Source organism: Pseudomonas sessilinigenes, assembly GCF_003850565.1.
GTDB lineage: Bacteria > Pseudomonadota > Gammaproteobacteria > Pseudomonadales > Pseudomonadaceae > Aquipseudomonas > Aquipseudomonas sessilinigenes.
Window position 1 is genome coordinate 2,638,102 of record NZ_CP027706.1, and the last position, 20,467, is coordinate 2,658,568.

The 20,467-nt window shown below is 65.5% G+C and carries 19 protein-coding genes and 1 pseudogene; 10 read left to right on the plus strand and 10 right to left on the minus strand.

Annotation, left to right across the window (positions count from 1 at the left end):
* Positions 1-451: 451 nt before the first annotated feature.
* The 6 genes from C4K39_RS12400 to C4K39_RS12425 form a co-directional block, all read right to left on the minus strand.
* The gene (locus C4K39_RS12400; protein WP_413247589.1) at positions 452-1,252 is read right to left on the minus strand and encodes an amino acid ABC transporter ATP-binding protein; all 801 of its coding nucleotides are present in this window, start codon (positions 1,250-1,252) and stop codon (positions 452-454) included.
* Positions 1,253-1,268: 16 nt separating this feature from the next.
* Positions 1,269-2,510, minus strand: a complete 1,242-nt coding sequence (locus C4K39_RS12405; RefSeq protein ID WP_124346525.1) for an NAD(P)/FAD-dependent oxidoreductase — start codon at positions 2,508-2,510, stop codon at positions 1,269-1,271.
* A gap of 44 nt (positions 2,511-2,554) precedes the next feature.
* Complete coding sequence (locus C4K39_RS12410) at positions 2,555-3,265, minus strand: ABC transporter permease (RefSeq protein ID WP_124346526.1); 711 nt, start codon at positions 3,263-3,265, stop codon at positions 2,555-2,557.
* Positions 3,262-3,981: an ABC transporter permease gene (locus tag C4K39_RS12415; RefSeq protein ID WP_022643620.1), complete on the minus strand. Its 720-nt coding sequence runs from the start codon at positions 3,979-3,981 to the stop codon at positions 3,262-3,264. The genes C4K39_RS12410 and C4K39_RS12415 overlap by 4 nt, the downstream gene beginning before the upstream one ends.
* A 73-nt stretch (positions 3,982-4,054) precedes the next feature.
* Positions 4,055-4,807: a transporter substrate-binding domain-containing protein gene (locus tag C4K39_RS12420; protein WP_124346527.1), complete on the minus strand. Its 753-nt coding sequence runs from the start codon at positions 4,805-4,807 to the stop codon at positions 4,055-4,057.
* A gap of 16 nt (positions 4,808-4,823) precedes the next feature.
* Positions 4,824-5,699, minus strand: a complete 876-nt coding sequence (locus tag C4K39_RS12425) for a MurR/RpiR family transcriptional regulator (protein WP_124346528.1) — start codon at positions 5,697-5,699, stop codon at positions 4,824-4,826.
* Positions 5,700-5,829: 130 nt separating this feature from the next.
* On the opposite strand from C4K39_RS12425, the gene C4K39_RS12430 reads away from it, so the two are divergent.
* The 4 genes from C4K39_RS12430 to nahK all read left to right on the plus strand — a co-directional run bounded on the left by C4K39_RS12430 (position 5,830) and on the right by nahK (position 12,246).
* Positions 5,830-6,867 carry an Ldh family oxidoreductase gene (locus tag C4K39_RS12430; protein WP_124346529.1) on the plus strand — a complete coding sequence of 346 codons (1,038 nt, stop codon included), beginning with the start codon at positions 5,830-5,832 and terminating at the stop codon, positions 6,865-6,867.
* A gap of 209 nt (positions 6,868-7,076) precedes the next feature.
* Entirely contained in the window at positions 7,077-8,261 is a 1,185-nt protein-coding gene (locus C4K39_RS12435) for a porin (protein WP_124346530.1), read from the plus strand.
* Positions 8,262-8,492: 231 nt separating this feature from the next.
* Positions 8,493-9,656 carry a nitric oxide-sensing protein NosP gene (nosP, locus tag C4K39_RS12440; protein ID WP_022643625.1) on the plus strand — a complete coding sequence of 388 codons (1,164 nt, stop codon included), beginning with the start codon at positions 8,493-8,495 and terminating at the stop codon, positions 9,654-9,656.
* Positions 9,586-12,246 carry a hybrid sensor histidine kinase/response regulator NahK/ErcS' gene (nahK, locus tag C4K39_RS12445; RefSeq protein ID WP_124346531.1) on the plus strand — a complete coding sequence of 887 codons (2,661 nt, stop codon included), beginning with the start codon at positions 9,586-9,588 and terminating at the stop codon, positions 12,244-12,246. Before nosP ends, nahK begins: the two co-directional genes overlap by 71 nt.
* A 23-nt stretch (positions 12,247-12,269) precedes the next feature.
* On the opposite strand, the gene C4K39_RS12450 is transcribed toward nahK, so the two are convergent.
* Both C4K39_RS12450 and C4K39_RS12455 read right to left on the minus strand, forming a co-directional pair.
* A complete protein-coding gene (locus tag C4K39_RS12450; protein ID WP_022643626.1) occupies positions 12,270-12,935 on the minus strand; it encodes a response regulator transcription factor in 666 nt (221 codons plus the stop codon).
* A 50-nt stretch (positions 12,936-12,985) separates the two neighbouring features.
* Entirely contained in the window at positions 12,986-13,528 is a 543-nt protein-coding gene (locus C4K39_RS12455) for a PQQ-dependent catabolism-associated CXXCW motif protein (RefSeq protein WP_124346532.1), read from the minus strand.
* A 280-nt stretch (positions 13,529-13,808) separates the two neighbouring features.
* Between C4K39_RS12455 and C4K39_RS31965 the strand changes: the two genes are divergently transcribed.
* The 5 genes and pseudogenes from C4K39_RS31965 to C4K39_RS31515 all read left to right on the plus strand — a co-directional run bounded on the left by C4K39_RS31965 (position 13,809) and on the right by C4K39_RS31515 (position 16,436).
* Positions 13,809-13,931 (plus strand): hypothetical protein, encoded by a 123-nt coding sequence (locus C4K39_RS31965; protein ID WP_263986923.1) that lies wholly within the window; start codon positions 13,809-13,811, stop codon positions 13,929-13,931.
* 2 nt (positions 13,932-13,933) lie between these two features.
* Positions 13,934-15,193 (plus strand): sensor histidine kinase, encoded by a 1,260-nt coding sequence (locus tag C4K39_RS12460; RefSeq protein WP_124346533.1) that lies wholly within the window; start codon positions 13,934-13,936, stop codon positions 15,191-15,193.
* Positions 15,193-15,831 (plus strand): response regulator, encoded by a 639-nt coding sequence (locus C4K39_RS12465; RefSeq protein WP_058434445.1) that lies wholly within the window; start codon positions 15,193-15,195, stop codon positions 15,829-15,831. The genes C4K39_RS12460 and C4K39_RS12465 overlap by 1 nt, the downstream gene beginning before the upstream one ends.
* Before the next feature lie 43 nt (positions 15,832-15,874).
* Positions 15,875-16,111: a ribbon-helix-helix domain-containing protein gene (locus C4K39_RS12470; RefSeq protein WP_068584366.1), complete on the plus strand. Its 237-nt coding sequence runs from the start codon at positions 15,875-15,877 to the stop codon at positions 16,109-16,111.
* Positions 16,108-16,436 (plus strand): annotated as a pseudogene (locus tag C4K39_RS31515) (type II toxin-antitoxin system RelE/ParE family toxin). Before C4K39_RS12470 ends, C4K39_RS31515 begins: the two are co-directional and overlap by 4 nt.
* Before the next feature lie 697 nt (positions 16,437-17,133).
* Here the strand turns inward: C4K39_RS31515 and C4K39_RS12490 are convergent.
* Complete coding sequence (locus C4K39_RS12490; protein ID WP_124346535.1) at positions 17,134-17,793, minus strand: pentapeptide repeat-containing protein; 660 nt, start codon at positions 17,791-17,793, stop codon at positions 17,134-17,136.
* A gap of 67 nt (positions 17,794-17,860) precedes the next feature.
* Positions 17,861-19,753: a quinoprotein ethanol dehydrogenase gene (gene exaA, locus C4K39_RS12495; RefSeq protein ID WP_124346536.1), complete on the minus strand. Its 1,893-nt coding sequence runs from the start codon at positions 19,751-19,753 to the stop codon at positions 17,861-17,863.
* 253 nt (positions 19,754-20,006) lie between these two features.
* Here exaA and pedF point away from each other — a divergent pair, with 253 nt between their 5' ends.
* On the plus strand, positions 20,007-20,465 hold the full coding sequence (pedF, locus tag C4K39_RS12500; RefSeq protein ID WP_124346537.1) for a cytochrome c-550 PedF: 459 nt from the start codon (positions 20,007-20,009) through the stop codon (positions 20,463-20,465).
* Positions 20,466-20,467 lie beyond the last annotated feature (2 nt).

Genomic DNA, 20,467 nt, shown 5'->3' on the forward strand with positions numbered 1-20,467 from the left:
TTGCTCTTGCTCTGGCTTTTGATCTTCCTGCCCCTTTAAACACGATGGCCGAGCGCAGGCATTTAGCCGTGGGTAACCCGGCAGGGATGCCGGGTTAGCCGCCCCAGGCCATGGATGGCCTGTGGCGGCGGCCCACGGATCAATGCCGGAGTGAGGGCATGCCGAGCCTAGGCGAGGCACCGAGTGGAGGGGCAGAAGCCCTTTGGTTACTTTGGGGCTTTTCCAAAGTGACCCGCTGTAAGAGCGGAACCATAAGCCGCCGTTACCGCAGCAATGGATATGTACACCAACCTCGGGTTTGCGACCGCTGCACGCCGGTACGCCGGCCGACCGAGCGGGAGCAAGCTTCCTCACCACAGTAAGTTCGCTGAGCCCCTTGCTCACTGTGGCATTCCAACCTGACTCGTTGCAGGACGCCGCCACACCCGCAGCAACGAACCTGCCCCCCACCTCAATGCACAATCTGCGCAAGAAACGCCTTAGCCCGCTCACTCTTGGGCGCCGCAAAAAACGCCTCCGGCGGCGCATCCTCCACAATCCGCCCCCCATCCAGAAACAACACCCGCTCCGCCACCTGCCGGGCAAATCCCATCTCATGGGTCACGCACAGCATGGTCATGCCGCTGTCGGCCAGTTTCACCATCACATCCAGCACTTCACTGACCATCTCTGGGTCCAGCGCCGAGGTGGGTTCGTCGAACAGCATGATCTTCGGTTCCATGCACAGCGCCCGGGCGATGGCCACGCGTTGTTGCTGCCCCCCGGACAGTTGGCTGGGGTATTTGCCAGCCTGGCTTTCGATGCCGACCTTGGCCAGGAAGCTGCGGGCCAGCTCCTCGGCCTTTTTGCGCGATAGGCCGCGCACGGTGGTGGGGGCCAGGGTGCAGTTGTCCAGCACGCTCATGTGCGGGAACAGGTTGAAGTGCTGGAACACCATGCCCACTTGGCTGCGCACCTTGGCCGCTTCGCGGGTGTTTTGTGCAAGGTCGGTGCGGTCCACCAGGATCTGGCCCTTCTCGGCGATTTCCAGGCGGTTGATGCAGCGGATCAAGGTGGATTTGCCGGAGCCGGAAGGCCCGCAGAGGACGATGCGTTCGCCCTGGCGGACCTTGAGGTCGATGTCGTGCAGCACGTGGAAGGCGCCGTAGAACTTGTTCAGCCCGGCGATATCGATCACCACCTCGCGGCGGTCGATGGTGGCGCGGGCGGCGGGTTCGGGCACGGCGGACAGCGGGGCGGTCTGGGTCAGCATGGCAGGTCTCCGACGGTCAGTTGAAGCGCTCGGCGCGATAGGGGGCAGGGTCGGTGAAGGGTGTCTGGCCGGTCATCAGTTGCGCCAGCAGGCGACCGCTGACCGGGCCCAGGGTCAGGCCGTGGTGGGCGTGGCCGAAGTTGAACCACAGCCCCGGATGGCGCGGCGCCGGGCCGATCACCGGGCACATGTCCGGCAGGCAGGGGCGGCGGCCCAGCCAGGGTTCGGCGTCGACGCGCTCGCCCAGGGGGTAGAACTGCCGGGCCAGGGTTTCGCAGCGGCGCAGTTGGATTTCGTTGATCGGCGCGTCCGGGTCGGCGAATTCGATGCCGGTGGTCAGGCGGATGCCACCCACCATCGGCGCCAGCACGTAGCCGCCCACCGGGTCGAGGATCGGGTGGCGCAGTTCGTTGCCGGGCAGGGCGGCGTAGTGCATGTGGTAGCCGCGCTTGATCGCCAGCGGAATGCGGTAGCCCAGGGGCTCGAAGAGGCCTGCGGCTTGCGGGCCGAGGGCGACCACCACTTCCTGGGCGCTGATCGGGCCCTGTTCGCCCTGGACCTGCCAGCCGCCTTCGACCTGGGTCAGGCTCAGGGCATCGCCGATGACGAACTGGCCGCCGCGCTGCTTGAACAGTTCGGCGTAGCCGCGGGTCAGGCCGCCGGGGTCGCTGACGGTCTTGGGATCGAGCCAGTGCAGGCCGCCCACCACGTCGCCGTGCAGGCCGGGTTCCAGGGCGTGGATCTGCTCGCGGTCCAGCACCCGGTAGTTGAGCTGGTACTGGGCCAGGTCCGCGGCGGCGGCCTGGGCGCTGTCGAAGGCTTGCTGGTCGTTGAAGGCTTCGAGCCAGCCGCCGTCGTGGATCAGCCCGAGCATGCCCGCCGGCTCTGCCAGGGCCAGGTGGTCGCTGACGCATTGTTCGATCAGCGGCAGCATGGCGCGGGTGGCGGCGGCCAGGCCCTGGGGCGAGGAGTGGCGCCAGTATTGCAGCAGCCAGGGGCCGGCCTTGGGCAGGTGGCGCAGGCTGTAGCGCACGTCCGATTGCTGGTTGAGACCGTAGCGCAAAAGCTTGGTCACTTCCCGGGGGAAGGCGTAGGGGATCACGCTGGCGCGTTCGATCAGCCCGGCGTTGCCGTGGCTGGTGCCGTTGCCCGGCGGCTGGCGGTCCAGCAGCACGACTTCGCGGCCACGGGCCTGCAAGTGCAGGGCGGTGCTGACGCCGACGATCCCGGCGCCCAAGACGATGGTCTGGCAATGCATGGTTCTATCCTTACTGCGGGGGCCGTGCGCGGGCTCCCAAGGGTTCAGTTCAAGTGCCGGCCGAGACGGCCTTCCAGGTATTTCAGGCTGCGCCGCACCACCTCGACGATCACCAGGTACAGCACCGCGGCCCACAGGTAGATCTGGAAATCGAAGCTGCGGGAGAAGGCCAGCTTGGTCACGCCCATCAGGTCGTAGAGGGTCACCAGGGAGGCGATGGCGCTGGCCTTGATCATCAGGATCAGCTCGTTGCCCAAAGGCCCGACGGCCACCAGCAGCGACTGCGGCAAAATCACCTTGCGAAACGCCGTCCAGCGCGACAGGCCCAGGGCCTTGCAGGCTTCGTGTTGCCCCTGGGCCACCGCCAGCAGGCTGCCGCGCAGGATCTCCGCCTGGTAGGCGGCGGTGTTCAGGGTGAAGGCCAGCAGGGTGCACAGCCACGCCTCGCGAAAGAACCACCACAGCCCCACGTCCTGCCAGAAGCCTTTGAACGAGCCCAGGCCGTAATACAGCATGAACAACTGGGCCAGCAGCGGCGAGCCGCGGAAGAAGTACACATAGGCCCCGGTAAAGCGCCGCAGCAGCGGGTTGCCGGACAGCCGTCCAAGCGCGATCAGCAGGCCCAGCAGGGCGCCGAGGCTGAAGGAAATCGCCACCAGCTTGGCGGTCACCAGCAGGCCGTCGATAAAGCGCGGGCCGTAGCGCTCCAGCAGTTCCTGGTTGAGCACCAGGTTCAGCCATTGATCCAGGTTCATGGTTGCAGGCTCCGTTGATGGCGGCTGAAGCGCCGTTCGAGAAAGCCGAACAACTGCCCGGACAACGCCGAGAACAACAGGTAGCCCAGGCAGGCCACGGTGTAGAACAGCATCGGCTCCTTGGTCACGCTGACCGCCAGGTTGGTCTGGCGCATCAGGTCCACCAGGGAGATGGTCGATACCAGCGAGGTGTCCTTGAGCAGCGACAGCCAGTTGTTGGACAGGCCCGGCAGGGCGATGCGGGTCAGTTGCGGCAGCAGCACCTGGTTGAAGGTGGTGCGCCGCGACAGGCCCAGGGCGCTGGCGGCTTCGTACTGGCCCTTGGGCAGGGTCTTGAACGCCGCCAGCCAGATCTCGCTGGAGAAGGCGGCGAACACCAGGCTGAAGGCGATCATCGCGGCGACGAAGGTATTGATCGCCACCTCGCCGGGGTAGCCCAGGGCACCGAGGATCTTCTGCGCGGCGATCTGGCAGCCGTAGTAGATGATCAGCAGGGTCAACAGCTCCGGCAGGCCGCGAAACACCGTGGAGAAGCTGGTGGCCCAGGCTCGCGCCCAGCGGTTTTTCGAGCGGGCGGCCAGGGCCACGGCGAGCCCCAGGGGCAGGCCGATGGGTACGCAGGCCAATGCCAGGGCGATGGTCACCAGGGCTCCGGCCAACAAGGCCGAGCCCCAGCCGCCGCTGGCCAGGGAAAGAAGAGACAGCTGTTCGAACATGCTCGGACCCTCTTGCGCAAAGCTTCGTGCAGCCAGGCGCCGCGCCAGGGCGGCGCGGCACCGTGGCGACGGATCAGTAGATGTCGAAGGCGAAGTAGCGGCTGGAGATCTTCTTGTAGGTGCCGTCGGCGACGATCTCGTCCAGGGCCTGGTTCAGGCGCTCGCGCAGGGCGTTGTCTTCCTTGCGCACGGCGATCGAGGCGTCGGCGGTGGTGCCGTTGACGTCACCGATGATCTTGCAGCAATCCTTGCCGGCGCTTTCAGCCCAGGCCAGCAGCGGGAACTTGTCGGCGATCACCCCGTCGATGCGCCCGGCGGCCAGGTCGCTGTTGGCTTCGTCCAGGGTCGGGTAGAACTTCACGTCGGCCCCGGCCGGGCCGTAGTGGTCCTCGGCGTAGATGGCCTGGGTCGAGGACGATTGCGCGCCCACGGTACGGCCCTTGAAGTCGGTCTGGGCGTCGGTGATGTCCGAGTCCCTGGGCACCGCCACCGACAGCGGGGTGCGGTAGTAGTGGTTGGTGAAGGCGATCTTTTTCTTGCGCTCGTCGGTGGCGATCATCGAGGCCACCACGGCGTCGTACTTCTTGGCCATCAGCGCCGGGATGATGCCTTCCCAGTCCTGGGCGACGATCTGGCACTGCACCTTGAGCCGCTCGCACAGGGCGTTGGCGATGTCCACGTCGAAGCCGTGCAGCTGGTTGCTGGAGTCCACGTAGTTGAAGGGCGGGTAGGCGCCTTCGGTGGCGATCTTCAAGACCTCGGCCTGGGCCGCGCTAGCGGCGACGGCCATGACGCAGGCACTGGCGAAGCGAACGACGTTTTTCATGGAGCACCTCGATTATTTATTGTTTTGCTCGGGTGGAGGATGTGTAGCCAACGAACTCGTTATGCAGGGCGGCAGTGGCTTCCAGGCGCTTTTCCACCTCGGGCCCCAGGTGCTTGCACACCTGGTTGACCAGCAGGTGCACCAGCGACAGCATCGCCGCGGTGGACTCCCAGAACAGGTTGAACTCGGTGGGCACGCGAAACACCTCGTCGGCGTTCTGTTCGGCCCAATCGCAGAAGGTATCGGTCACCAGTGTCACGGGTATCCCCGCCTCGCGAGCCTTGTGGCACAGGGCCAGGGCGTGGCGCGAGTAGCGCCGAGCTTCGAACACCACCAGCGCGCAGTCGGCGGGCGGGGCCAGCAGCACCTCGGCGAAGTGCCCGGCGGAACCGTCCACCAGCTGCACGCCGTCGCGCAGGTATTGCAGCAGATGGACCATGGAGGCGGCGATGCCGCGCTCGGTCTGGAAGCCGGCGACGAACACCCGCGGCCGGCTGGCCAGGCGTTGCACCACTTGGTCCCAGGTCGGGGTCAGGCTGTATTCATAGACCTTCATCAACGCCCCGACTTCCAGCTCGAAACTGCGTGGCAGGCCCTGGCCGGTGGGGCTGGGCTGCTGGCGGAACTCCTGCAAGCGATCGCCCACCAGCCACGGCCCTTCGCCGAGGTCGTTCTTCAGGTCGTTCTTCAGATCCTTGAAATGGCTGTAGCCGATGGCGCGGCAGAAGCGGCCGACGCTGGACTCGCTGACGCCGAGTTTCTCGGCAATGTCGGCGGCAGTCTGGAACGGCAGCTCGTAGAGGTTGGCCAGCATGTAGCTGGCGATTGCCCGGCCTGAAGCGGTGGCGCTGGGCAGGCTGCTTTCAAGGCGTTGTTTGATGGATTGGCTCATGGTTTTTCATTGTTATTGGCCGTTGACAACGGAAAATGAATGTTTTCTGTCATTAAGTCAACATTTGACAGTTAACTGTCGTGACGCGATAGTCAGGCGCCTTCCAATAACAATTCCAATGGAGCCACCCATGTCCGACGCCCCCCTGGCGCAGGCCGCTGTCGAGCACCTCGACCTGCCGGCCTTGACCCATCTTCTGCAACGTATCTTCCTGCGCCACGGCACCAGCGCCGAAGTGGCCCGGGTCCTGGCGGACAACTGCGCCCGGGCCCAGCGCGATGGCTCCCACAGCCACGGGGTGTTCCGCATTCCCGGCTACCTGTCGTCCCTGGCCAGCGGCTGGGTCGATGGCCAGGCCGTGCCGCAAGTGGAGGATGTAGCCCCTGGCGTGGTGGCGGTGGATGCCGCAGGCGGCTTTGCCCAGCCGGCCCTGGCGGCGGCCCGCGAGGCGCTGGTGAGCAAGGCCCGCAGCGCCGGGATCGCGCTGCTGGCGATCCGTAATTCCCATCACTTCGCCGCGCTCTGGCCGGATGTCGAGCCCTTCGCCGAAGAAGGCCTGGTGGCCCTGAGCCTGGTCAACAGCATGACCTGCGTGGTGCCCCACGGCGCCCAGCGGCCGTTATTCGGCACCAACCCGATTGCCTTCGCCGCGCCCCGCGAAGGCGCCGAGCCCATCGTCTTCGACCTGGCCACCAGCGCCATTGCCCATGGCGACGTGCAGATCGCCAAGCGCCAGGGTGAGCAGCTGCCCGAGGGCATGGGGGTGGATCGTGACGGCCAGCCCACCTGCGATCCGGCGGCGATCCTCGACGGCGGTGCCTTGCTGCCCTTCGGCGGGCACAAGGGCTCGGCGCTGTCGATGATGGTGGAGCTGTTGGCAGCGGCGCTGACCGGAGGCAACTTCTCCTTCGAGTTCGACTGGTCCCGACATCCCGGGGCACAGACGCCCTGGACCGGCCAGTTGCTGATCGTCATCGACCCCAGCCACTGCGGCGGTGGACGCTTCGCCCAGCGCAGCCAGGAGCTGGTGCAGCAGATGCAGGCCGTGGGCCTGGAGCGCCTGCCCGGTGACCGGCGCTACCGCACCCGGGCCAGATCCCTGCAAGAGGGCATTCCCCTGGCCGCCGCCGAACTGGCGCGGCTGCGGGGCCTGGCGGGCGACGACTAAGGGCTTCATCCCTTCGCATCCGGGGCCATGAGCCCTTGGTGTTACTCCAGGTAGGGGGCCGGTAGCGGGGCAGGTCGTGGATCGAAACGGCCGCTCCCCTGCTGCCCCACCAAAGCACCGGCCACTTGCCCCCAAGGCAGCCTATGGGCGCTTGCGGCGCCTTTTGATAATCGCCTCCGACATCTCGTCCCCCGAATGCGGAGCGCGCCATGCACAACAATAAGAATCGCCAGCACCCTCTGTTCCCGGCCCTGATCGCCGGCCTGTCGACCCTGGGCCTGGGCAATGCCGCCCAGGCCCAGATCATGCTCTACGACAAGGACCAGACCACCTTTTCCACCGACGGCTACGTCAACGCCTTCTACGTCAACAGCAAGGTCGACCGTGCCGGCGAGCAGTACGACCGGCGCCAGGCGCGGGTGAAGATGGGCTTTTTGCCCAACTACCTGGGCTTCAACATGGGCAAGCAGGTGGACGACCTCAAGCTCGGCGCCCGGGCCTCGTTCTGGGTAACCATCAACGACAGCCAGGACAACGGCACCGACACCGCCATCGACGTGCGCCAGTTCTACGGCACCGTGGCCAACCCGGAGTGGGGCGAAGTGCTGATCGGCAAGGACTTCGGCCTGTTCGCCCGCTCCAACATCCTGCTCGACGAAATGCTCGCAGGTTATGGCCAGGTCAGCGACAGCCTGGGGCTGGTGGATGGCGGCGGGGTGTCGTTCGGCAATATCGGCAGCGGTTATCCCTATCCCTTTCCCTCCTCGCAGATCACCTACCGCAGCCCGTTGATGGACGGCCTGCGGGTGGCGGTGGGCATCCTCGACCCGGTGGACACCAACGACAGCAGCACCCTGGGCAAGGCCTACCAGAAGAACCCGCGCACCGAGAGCGAGATCACCTACCAGTTCGACCTGGGCGGGGCCAAGTTCTACAGCTGGCTCAACGGCAGCTACCAGACCTCCGACAACACCGACCCCGAGGTGCGCTCGGTAACCTCCAGGGGCCTGGGCTACGGCCTGCAAGCCAAGCTGGGCGGGCTATCCCTGACCGGCTCGGGGTTCCAGGCCAGGGGCATCAACCCGTTCTTCACCAACAACGCCGGCAAGGCCACGCTGCGCAATGTCGACAGCCGCGGCTACCTGCTGCAGGGCTCGTACAAGCTGGGCAAGAACCGCCTGGCGCTGTCCTACGGCAAGACCCGTGACGACGGCAACGGCGTGGTGGGCAGCGGCGCCGACTACCAGACGCGCGGCGTCGCGCTGTTCCATGACATCAACGACAACCTCAAGCTGGTGGCCGAGTACAACCAGTTCCAGATCGACGGCCATCGCGGCAGCGCCCAGAACGAAGACACCAACACCTTCGCCGTGGGTGCAGTGCTGACCTGGTAACGGCAGCGGCAAGCCGCCAGTTGCCAGCTGCAAGCCGCAAGTGGGTAGCCGCAAGCGGTGTGCGTCTGTTCTTGCGGTCGATTGTGAGAATCCTGTGGTGAGCAAGTGCGCTCGCGCTGGAAGGCGCAGCCTACGCCCATGGAACGGGCCACCCGCTACCCAAGTAGCATTCGTGCCCCGGGGCCGGCTTCGTACACTCATCCCTCAGACAATCCCGCGCCGGAGGCGACGATGCAGCAAGCCCAGAGCGAGGGCGTGGTCAGCGCCATGTCCCAGGCCGCCGATCCGCAGCAGGTGGCCCAGGACCTGGCCCGCCAGCTGCTGCATCCGCACCTGGGCTTCGTGCTGTTCTTCTGCTCCGCCGAGTACCCGCTGCAAGCCCTCGGCCAGGCCCTGCAGCAGGGCTTTGGCGGTATCCCCCTGGTGGGCTGCACCAGCGCCGGGGAAATCACGCCCCAGGGCTACGGGCGCAACTGCGTGACCGCCATCGGTTTCGACCATCGGCACTTTTCCATCGCCGCCGAGCTGATCGACCAGATGGAGCATTTCAGCCTGATCGACGCCCAGCGCATGGTCGAGCGCCTGGTGGGCGGCTGTCGCAGCAACACCCTGGCGCCGATCAAGGGCAACACTTTCGCCCTGACCCTGCTGGACGGCCTGTCGAGTCGTGAGGAAATGGTCCTGGCCGCCCTCAGCGCGGCCCTGGGCGATATCCCGCATTTCGGTGGCTCGGCCGGCGACGACAACTACCTGACCCACACCCACGTGTACTTCGGCGGCGAGTTCCACAGCGGTGCGGCGGTGGTGGTGCTGGTCAATACCTGGCTGGATTTCGAGGTGTTCACCACCCACCACATCCAGCCCCGGACGGAAAAACTGGTGGTCACCGGCGTCGACAGCACCTTGCGCCGGGTCTACGAGCTGAACGCCGAGCCGGCCGCCGAGGAATACGCACGGCTGATCGGCGTGCCGCTGGCGCACCTCGACCACCGGGTATTCGCCGCCCATCCGCTGGCGGTGCGGATCAACCAGCACTACTACGTGCGTGCGGTGCAGCAGGTGCACCCGGACCTGAGCCTGAGTTTCTACTGCGCGGTGGAGAACGGCATCGTCCTCACCGCCATGACTCCCGGCCCCTTGCTGCCCAACCTGCAAGCCTTGTTCGACGGCTTGCAGCAACGCCTGGGCAGCTTGCTGCTAACCATCGGCTGCGACTGCTTCCTGCGCCGCCTGGAGCTGGAGGACCAGGGCGGCCTGGAGCGTATCGGTGCCTTCCTGCGCGAGCAGCGGGTGATGGGGTTCAACACCTACGGAGAACAGTTCAATGGCATGCACATCAACCAGACCTTTACCGGGGTCGCCATTGCCCGCAGCCGAACTGCGGCCCGTCGCTGAACTGCAAGCCCGGATCGACTGCCTGCAACGGGAGAACCGCAAGCTGCGGCGGATCAACGACGCGCTGATCGAGCGGGTCGAGTCCGGCATCACCCGGGGCAACGATCCTTATGCGGCGTTCCAGCACTCGGTGGTGCTGGCCGAACAGGTGCGCGAACGCACCGACGCACTGAACCAGGCCATGGCCGAGCTCAAGGCCGGCAACCATTTGCTCAGCGAGGCGCGGTTGCGGGCCGAGACCGCCCACCAGCACCTGATCGATGCCATCGAGAGCATTTCCGACGCCTTTGTGCTGTTCGACCAGGAGCAGCGCATCGTCCTGTTCAACAGTCGCTTTCGCGCCTTCTGGGCCCACAGCCGGGTGCGGATCATGGCCGGCATGCGCCTGGCCGAGGTCCGGCGGCTGCTGACCAGCACCGGGCTGTTCAGCGAAGAGCCGCGCAGCGGCGCTGACGAACACCTGTTGTATCGCCTGCACAACGGCCGCTGGCTGCAGGTCAGCGAACGACCGACCCGTGAGGGTGGGCGGGTGATCCTGTTCACCGACATCACCGAGGTCAAGCACAGCGAGACCCAGCGCCGCGAGCAGGCGGTGGCGCAAAAATCCCACCTGTTGCAACGGGCGGTGGACAACCTCTCCCAGGGCGTGGCCATGGTCAACGCCGAGGGCGTGCTGGAGTTGTGGAACCGGCGCTTCCTGGAACTCAGCGGGTTGGCGCCGGTGGCCGCGCACCGGCTGTTCGCCGAGGTCATCGGTGACAGCGAACTGAGCCTGCTCAGTCCTGACAGCCGCGATGCCAATGGTCGGCCGATCCACGAATGCGAGCAGCGCTTGAGCGATGGCCGGGTCCTGGAGATCCGCACCCATCCGCTGCCCACCGGTGGTTTCGTCAACACCTTCACCGACATCACCGAGCGCTACCAGCATGCCGAGGCCCTGAGCGAGAGCGAACGCTGGATCCGCCTGATCACCGACCAGGTGCCGGCGCTGATCGCCTACCTCAATGCCGACCTGGTGTACGAGTTCACCAACAAGGTCTACGAGGAGTGGTACTGCTGGCCCCGGGGCGTGATGCTCGGCCAGAGCCTGCGCGAGGTGCACAGCGAGCAGCACTACCAGCGCCTGGAGTCCTACATCGCCCGGGCGCTGGCGGGGGAGAGCGTGACCTTCGAGTTCCCCGAGACCAACGTCAACCATCAAGAGCGCTACATGCTGCGCTCCTACGTGCCCAACCGCCTGGCCAACGGCGAGGTGGTGGGGATCTTCGTGCTGATCCGCGACATCACCGAGCGCCGGCGCACCGCCGAGGCCCTGCACCAGGCCTACCAGAACCTGGAGCTGCGGGTGCGCGAGCGCACCGCCGAATTGACCACCCTCAACCAGCAACTGCTGCGCGAGATCGAGGAACGCAGCCGGGTCGAATCGCGCCTGCGCGAGGCCAAGGGTGAGGCCGAGCGGGCCAACCTGTCGAAGACCAAGTTCCTCGCCGCGGTCAGCCACGACCTGCTGCAACCTCTGAACGCCGCGCGGCTGTTCACCAGTGCCTTGCTGGAGCGTCGCGACCCCGAGGCGAGCCAGGCCCTGGTGCGCAATGTCAGCAACTCCCTGGAGGACGTGGAGAATCTGCTGGGCACCCTGGTGGACATCTCCAAACTGGATGCCGGGGTGATCAAGGCCGATATCGCACCCTTCGCCCTCGGCGAGCTGCTGGACAACCTGGCCGCCGAGTACGCCCAGGTGGCCCGCAGCGAAGGCCTGGAGCTGCACTTCGTGGCTTGCTCGGCGCTGGTGCGCAGCGATATCCAGCTGCTGGCGCGGGTTCTGCGCAACCTGCTGAGCAATGCCATCCGCTACACCCGCCAGGGCCGGGTGGTGCTGGGCTGCCGGCGCCAGGGCCGCTGGCTGTCGATCCAGGTCTGGGACAGTGGCCTGGGCATCGCCGCCGAGCGGCTGGAGGAGATCTTCCAGGAGTTCAAGCGCGGTGATGAACAGCGTCCCGACCAGGACCGGGGCCTGGGCCTGGGGCTGGCCATCGTCGAGAAAATCGCCGGGATCCTCGGCCACCGCATCGACGTGCGTTCCTGGCCGGGGCGCGGTTCGGTGTTCAGCGTGCAAGTGCCGATCAGCGCCAGCGCGCCGCCACCTACACCGTGCCTGGAAGGGCGGGCGGCGCCGCTGGAGCGTTTGCAGGGCGCGCGGATCTGGGTGCTGGATAACGATGCGGCGATCTGCGCGGGCATGCGCACCCTGCTCGAAGGCTGGGGCTGCCAGGTGGTCACGGCGTTGTCCGAGCAGGACCTGGCGCGCCAGGTGGACGACTACCGGGCCGAGGCCGACCTGCTGATCGCCGACTACCACCTGGACCAGCAGCGCAACGGCATCGACGCCGTGGCGCGGATCAACGCCCGGCGCGCCCTGGCGATCCCGGCGATGATGATCACCGCCAACTACAGCAACGACCTCAAGCAGCAACTGCGCGAACTGGGCCACACCCTGATGCACAAGCCGGTGCGGCCAATGAAACTCAAGACCGCCATCAGCCACCTCATAAAGCAGCGGCAAGCTTCAAGCTGTAAGCCCCGAGCTTGAGGCTTGCCGCTTGCCGCTTGCCGCTAGCGGCGCAGGTAGGCGCCGAAATCGATGTCGCCGGCGCTGAGGATTGCTTGTACCCGGTTGTGCACGTTGAGCTTGCGCAGGATCGCCGAGACATGGGCCTTCACCGTGGTCTCGGCGATGTCCAGGGTGTAGGCGATCTGTTTGTTGGATTCGCCCTTGGTCATGCGCTCCAGCACCAGCAGTTGCTTGCGGGTCAGGGCCTGCAACAGCTCCGGCGGGAAGCTCGGGGCTTCGCTGCTGCGCCGCCCTGGCGAGCTCTTCTGGGTGCGGATGATGTCCGGCGGCAGGTACACGTTGCCATTGAGGATCTGCTCGATGGCTTCGGTCATCTGCGAGCGCGGCGAGGACTTGGTGATGAAACCCACGGCGCCGTAGGTGATGGCCTGCAGCACGATCTGCTTGTCCTGCTCGGCGGAGACGATCACCACCGGGATGGTCGGTGCTTCGTTGCGCAGGGTGATCAGGCCATTGAGGCCGTGCATGCCGGGCATGTTCAGGTCCAGCAGGATCAGGTCCAGGTCGTCGTGGTCCTGGGTCAGGGCCAGGGCGCTGTCCAGGTCGGCGGTCTCCATCACCTCGCTGCCGGGGAAACCGTCGCTGATGACGTTGTGGATGGCTTCGCGAAACAGTGGGTGATCATCGGCTATCAGGATTCTGTACACGGCCTTTCACCTCGTTATTGTGGTTATGGGGGCACTCGAGCCAGGCAGGGTCAGGGCAGGGGTTCGGGCTGGGCGGCCACCAGGGGCAACCCGACGGCTTCCCAGGCATCCAGGCCATCGCGGTACCAGTAGATATTTTTATAGCCCAGGGCTGCGGCGCGTTTTACCGCGTTCCAGCTCAGCCAGCAATCGGCGCGGCAATAGAACACCAGCGCTCGCTGGCGATCGCCCAGGCTCAGGCGCTGCAAATGCTGGTTGAAGTAGTCCTGCCACTGGGGCGTCAGCTCGCCGTCGCCGGTATTGGCCAGCCAATGGCTGCCGGGCAGGTTGGCGTGGGGTTCGCTGTCGATGAAGCGGCCTTGCAGCCATTGCCGGCGATAGACATCGATCAGCAGCGGTGCCGGGCGCGCTTGCAGCAGGCCTTGCAAGGCCTGGGTGTCGACGATCTGCGCCGCCTCGATGTGCAGCGGGGTCGGGCTGCGATAGAGACCGGTGCGATAACCCTCGGCGGAAAACAGCGGGTCGGCGGCCTGGGCGCTGCCCAGCGCCAGGCTCAGGCACAGCGTGGCCAGGGTTTGCAGGGCACGAGGCATAAGGCTTTTATCCTTGTTGTTATGGGCCCATTACATGCCAGGGCCGGGCACTTGGGAATGCGACCATCGACACTAAAAGCAGTACCAAAGTCGTAGAAAACCATGCCGCCAAGAGGGTGTTTGCAAAGGGGGGATGGGGGCTTTGCGGCGGCTGCCTGACGCGAGTGTTCGCCGGCTATGCAGAAAGTAGCGGGGCAGCGGTACCAAGGTAGTAGGCCGGCACTCTTGCGCTGGCCTTAGCATGGGCTGCAGCGGTCATGGCCACCCGGAGGACCTTCCCATGCGCATCCTGAAAGTGCTGCTCTTGCCGTTGCTGCTGATCCTCAGCCTGATCGGCGTCGATCGCCTGCACGGCTCACGGCCGGCCCCGGCGGCGAGCCAGCCGGCGGCGCTGGGGCGCTAGGCATGTCGGCCCTGTGGCGGATCAACCTGTGGGTCACGGCCTGTTTTGCGCTGCTGACCCTGGCCGGCGCCGGGCTGTTGCTGCGCCAGGCGGCGGACGATGTGGAACGCGAAGTGCAATCCGCCGAGGCCCTGGTGCAGTACCTGGGGGATAGCGCCGAACGGCAGCCAGCCAGTCTGCAACCAGAACTGACCCGCAGCCTGCGGCATGTGCGAGTGCACTGGCTGGCTCCGGATGAAGACTTGACGCCGCTCAGTACCATTGCTGCCGATGGCTGGCTGGAGCGCCTGTTGCTGGGTGACAGCTCACCCAGTACTCGGTTACTTCAACTCAATGATGGCCGGCGCGTGCTGATCGCGGTGAATGCCGCCGCCGAACTGGGGGAAGTGCGCCAGGCCTTGCAGCAATGGTTTGGCCTATGCGCGCTGGCGCTGCTGCTCAGCTTGCTGAGCATCGGCTGGGCGGTGCGCCGTGGCCGGGCCTGGCTCGATGAAGTACTGCATGCTCTGGGCCAGGTGTCCGACGGCCAGATGGTTGTGCGCCTGCGCAGCAGCGCGCTGCCGGAAACCCGGCAACTGGCTGAACATTTCAACCGCATGGCCAGCGCCCTGGAGCAGGCCCATTGCGACAACCAGCAACTGACCCAGTCCCTGCTGGCGGTGCAGGAGCAAGAGCGCAATCACCTGGCGCAGACCTTGCACGACGACCTCGGCCAGTACCTGGCCGGCATTCGCGCCCAGGCCTGCCTGCTGCGCCTGGTGGTGGACCAGCCGGCGCGGGTGGCCAGCACTGCCCAATCCCTGGAGCTCAACTGCGAGCACCTGCAACAGGGCTTTCGTGCCATGGTCCAGGACCTGTACCCGGTGGTGCTGGGCCATCTGCCCCTGGCCGAAGCCCTGGGGTTGCTGGTGCAACAGTGGCAAGCGCGCCAGGGGATTGAATGCCGACTGCGGGTTGGCGAGCGCCTGCCGGCCTTGCCGAGGGCGAGCAACACCCACCTCTATCGCCTGTTGCAGGAAGCCCTGACCAACGTCGCCCGGCACGCCGGCGCCAGTCAGGTGCGGGTGCGCCTGCAACGAAGCGGCCCAGGGCTGCGCCTGCTGATCCGCGATAACGGTCGCGGCGCACCCCAGGCCCGGCGTACGGGCGTCGGCCTGCACTCCATGGCCGAAAGGGCGCGCAGCCTGGGCGGAGAACTGCGCATCATCAACTGCCCCGGCGCCGGTTGGGCGCTGGTCCTGGACATGCCCCTGGAGGCCTGATGAATATCTTGTTGGTGGATGACCACGCGGTGGTCCGTCAGGGTTACGCCAGCCTGTTGCAAGCGGTGTTGCCGACCATGCAGGTGCGTGAAGCCGCCAATGGTGAAGAAGCCCTGGCCCGGGTCCTGGAAGACGTGCCGCAACTGGTGATCATGGATTTTGCCTTGCCGGGTATCAGCGGTTTGGAGACGACTCGGCGCTTGCGCCAGCGTTTGCCACAGTTGCGGGTGCTGTTCTTCAGCATGCACGACGAACTGCCCCTGGTACGCCAGGCCCTGGAGGCAGGAGCCTCGGGTTACCTGACCAAGAACTCGGCGCCCCAGGTGCTGATCGAGGCGGTGCACCGGGTGCTGGCCGGGCATGCGTACATCGAGCAACCCTTGGCCACCCAACTGGCCTGCACCCCCCAGGCGAACGCCAGCGACCCGCGCTTGCAGAGCATGACCCAGCGCGAGCTGGAGATCTTCGTGATGCTGGCCCGGGGCACCCCGGCGCGGCTGATCGCCGAGCAGTTGTGCATCAGCGCCAAGACCGTGTCCAACCACCTGACTCTGCTCAAGAGCAAGTTGCAGGTCAGTTCTCATGGGGAGTTGGTGCATTTGGGGATTGATATGGGGGTGGTCAGGGTGGCGGGGTGAGGGGTGTATATTTTGGCAAATTTTGTCAAAAGCGGACAAAGCCATGAGCACCATGAACATCTCCCTGCCGGACGCTCTCAAGTCCTTTGTCGATGATCAAGTCAGCCAGCGCGGCTACAGCACCAGCAGTGAATATGTGCGTGAGCTGACTCGCAAGGATCAGGATCGGCAATACCTGCGTGGCCTGTTGTTGGCCGGTGCTCAATCGGCTCCGGGCACTGCTGTGGAGGGTGACTATTTCGAATCCCTGCGTGCCAGGGTGCACAAGACGCGAGGATGAAAGCCAAGCCGGTCATTCCACGTGCCTTTGCCAGTCAGGACGTGGAAGGCGCTATCAACTACTACCTTGACCAACAGGTCGAGCAGGCTGCGCTCGGTTCTATCGATGCTTTAGAAAAGGCCTATGTTCATATCGGCCGCCTTCCGGCCTCGGGTATGTCTCGCTACGCCCACGAGCTGGATCTGCCGGGGTACCTTGCTGGCCGTTGAAGCGCTACCCCTATCTGGTGTTCTACGTTGAACGCGATGACTACATCGACGTATGGCGCGTTTTGCAGGGTATGCGGGATTTTTCTGAGTGGTTGGCTGAAGGTGTTTTCCGGTAGTGGTGAGGGATGTTGGGGGCGGGGTACATATCCGTTGCTGCGGTCATGGCCAACTTAGGGTTTCGCCCTTACGGCGAGTCCCTTTTGTCAAACGCCACAAAAGGAACCCAAAAGTCTTGCCCCTCCATACGGCCCCTCGCCTAGGCTCGGGGTGCCCTCGCTCCGGCATTGCTCCGGAGGGCCCGCCGCCACAGGCCATCCATGGCCTGATGGCGGCTAGCTCGGCATCCATGCCGAGCTGCCCCCTACGCAACGCCTGCGTTCGGCCTCCTGAAGGGGCAGGCAGATCAAGATCAAGATCAAAAGCCAAAGCAAAGGTGCGCAGGCCGGTTCCATGTAGCCTCATTCATCGTGGAGAGGGCAGTGAAAGAGGGGCAACAGGACAAAAACAAGGCCGGCCGACAGGCCGCCGTCAGATTTTGCTTTTGATCTTCCTGCCCCCTTAGACACGATGGCCGAACGCAGGCATTGAGCCGTGGGTAACCCGGCAGGACGCCGGATTAGCCGCCATCCGGCCAGGGACGGCCGGTGGCGGCGGCCCACGGATCAATGCCGGAGAGAGGGCATGCCGAGCCTAGGCGAGGCACCGAGTGGAGGGGCAGGAGCCTTTGGTTACTTTGGGCTTTTCAAAGTGACTCGCCGTAAGGGCGAAACCACCAGCCTCCACACCCGCAGCAACGGATATGCACCCGTCCCCTTACTTATCCCACGTCCCCGGACACCCCTGGCACCCCTCCATATTGGCATCCTGGAAATTCCCATAATGCTGGCGCGCTCCGCGCAGGTCGGCGCGTTCCAGGTTGCTTTCGCCGAACTTGGCTTCCTGCAGGTTGGCATCGCGCAGGTCGGCGCCTTGCAGGTCGGCCTTGCTCAGCCAGGTCATTTCCAGGTCCGCCGCTTGCAGGTTGGCCTGGTGCAGCTTGGCCCCGGACAGCCGGGCAAATTGCAGGTAGGCGGCGCTGAGGTTGGCGTTGGCGAGCTGTGCGCCCTGGGCGAACAGGCCCCAGCCCTGGATGGCCACCAGGGTGGCGCCGCTCAGGTCCGCCAACCGCAGGTTGCTCTGCTGCAGGCTGGCGCGGGTCAGGTTGGCGCCTTGCAAGCGGGCTTTTTCCAGGTTGGCCAGGTCCAGTTGGGCGTGGCGCAGGTCTGCATCGCGCAGATCGGCGCCGGCCAGGTTCATCTTGCGCAGGTCCTGGTTGGCCAGGTTGGCGCCCCGCAGGTTGGCCCCGGGGCACTGGCTGGATTCGGCAATCAGGCAGCCTTTGATGGTCAGCGGGACGTCGTTGCCCTCGTCGTCGACGTTCATTGCGAAGGCGGGGGAGAGGGTCAGCAGCAGGGCAAGGGGCAGGTAGTTCATGGGGCGGTTCTCCGGAAGCAGTGACGGCGGGTGTGGCGAGGGAGCAAGCCCCCTCGCCACAGGTCGATCAGCGCTGGGCGGTCTTGCTGTCCCAGCTGGGGATCTTGAACACCCAGAACGAGCCGCCCTGGGCCACCGGCTTGGTCAGCTCGGCCATGTCGCCGCCCCACAGTGGCACGGCGCCGCCGTAGCCCACGGTCACGCCAATGTACTGCTCGCCATCCTGCTCCCAGGTGATGGGCGGGGAGACGATGCCGCTGCCGGTCTGGAATTTCCACAGCTCCTTGCCGGTCTTGGCGTCGAAGGCCTTGAAGAAGCCATCGCCGGTGCCGGTGAACACCAGGTTGCCCTTGGTGGCCAATACCCCGGCCCACAGCGGCAGGTGTTCCTTGTGTTCCCAGACCAGCTTGCCGGTGGTGGGGTCCATGGCGCGCAGGGTGCCGACGTGGTCGTCGTACATGCGCTTGATACGGAAACCCATCCCCAGGTAGGCCGAGCCCTTCTTGTAGTTCACCTCTTCGGTCCAGTACTCCTCCTTCCACTGGTTGCCGGGGATGTAGAACAGCCCGGTGTCCTGGCTGTAGGCCATGGGGTTCCAGTTCTTGCCCCCCAGGAACGGCGGCGAGACTTCCACCGGCTTGCCCTTGGTTTCACCGGGCAGCGGCTTGGCCGGACGCTGGCCTTCGTTCTCCACCGGACGCCCGGTCTTCAGGTCGATATGGCTGGCCCAGGTGATGTTGTCGACGAAGGGGAAGGCGTTCTGCAATTTGCCGTTGTTGCGGTCGACCACGTAGAAGAAACCGTTGCGGTCGGCGTGGCCGGTGGCCTTGACCACCTTGCCGTCCTTGCCCTTGTAGTCGAACAGCACCAGCTCGTTGTTGCCGGAGAAGTCCCAGGCATCGTTGGGGGTGTGCTGGTAGAACCACTTGACCTCGCCGGTGCTTGGATCGACGCCGACCTGGCCCGAGGTATAGAGACTGTCGAAGTCGTGGGGGTTGCCGTCCTTGGCGGTGCGCGCCCAGGTGTTCCAGGGGCCGGGGTTGCCGGCGCCGACGATGATGGTGTTGGTCTCAGGGTCAAAGCTGGCGCTCTGCCAAGGGGCGCCGCCGCCATGGCTCCAGGCCTCGACCTTGCCGGTCTCGGTGGTCTTGTCATCAGGCCATGACGGTGCCTTGACGTCGCCGGTGGGGGTGCTGTCCTTGCCGTTCAGGCGGCCCATGTGGCCTTCGACGAAGGGCCGCATCCACACCTCTTCACCGGTGTCCGGGTCGCGGGCGAACAGCTGGCCGACCACACCGAACTCATCGCCGGAGCTGCCGTGGATCAGCAGCACCTTGCCGCTGGTCTTGTCCTTGATCAGCACCGGGGCGCCGGTCATGGTGTAGCCGGCGCTGTGGTCGCCGAACTTCTTGTTCCACACCACCTTGCCGGTGTTCTTGTCCAGGGCGATGACCCGGGCGTCGAGGGTGCCGAAATAGATCTTGTCGCCGTAGATCGCAGCGCCACGGTTGACCACGTCGCAGCACGGGCGAATGTTGTCCGGCAGGCGGTGGTTGTAGGTCCACAGGCGCTTGCCGGTCTTGGCGTCGAGGGCGAACACCCGGGAGTAGGAGCCGGTGACGTAGACCACGCCGTCGCTGACGATGGCCTGGGATTCCTGGCCGCGCTGCTTCTCGTCGCCGAAGGAGTAGGACCAGGCCGGTGTCAGCTTGAACACGTTCTGGTCGTTGACCTGGGCCAGCGGGCTCCAGCGCTGGGCGTTGGTGCCCATGCCGTACTGCAGCACGTCCTTGGTGGTCAGGTGGTCGTTGGCGATGTCTTCCCAGGTAACGTTGCGGGTGCTCGGTGCGGCTGGGGTGGCGGCACTGGCGCCGGCGCTCAGGGACAGGCTGCCAGCGAGCAGACAGGCCTGCATGGCCAGGGTCAGCGGGGTAAGGGTGGGTAGCGTTCTTATTCTCATGGTGGCAGTTCCCAGTGGAGGTTTTGGCCTGACTAGGGTGTGCCGGGGCGTGGCCTGGAGATACGGAAAAAGTCCCGCGCTTGCCGGGAAAAATTCCCAGTCGGCACCTGATTTAGAACCGCACCACAAGCCCTACTACCAAGGGAGTAAGGCCCGGCCACCAAAGCAGCATACGGCTGCCCCGGAGGCTGTTTCTAAGATGGCGCCACGGCCTCTGTCCAGAGGCCTAGCGTGCAATCTTGAGGGCATGACAATGATAAGAAAACACAACGCCTGGCTGGCCGCCGGGCTGCTGGCCGGCCTGTTGAACAGCGGTGCATGGGCCCACGGCAACGTAGTGCCCCAGGCGGTGGAGACCAAGGGCCTGACCCCGGTCAAGGACGCTGGCGTGACCCTGGACGGCGACGGCTGGGCCGCGGTCAACCCTTACCGGGCCAGTCCCGAGCGGGACAAGGCGGTGGAAATTGGCGCCTCGGCCTACAACCAGAACTGCGCCGCCTGCCATGGCCTGGAAGCCAAGTCCGGTGGCATTGCCCCGGACCTGCGCATGCTGGATGTCGGCGAGGCCGGGGATGAGTGGTTCGTCGAGCGGGTGCGCCATGGCGCGGTGCGCGATGGCCGGGTGTACATGCCGAAGATGGCCGACTACCTGAGCCAGGAGGCCTTGTGGGCGGTGCGCACTTACCTGGACAGCGTGCACGTCGAGGAATGACG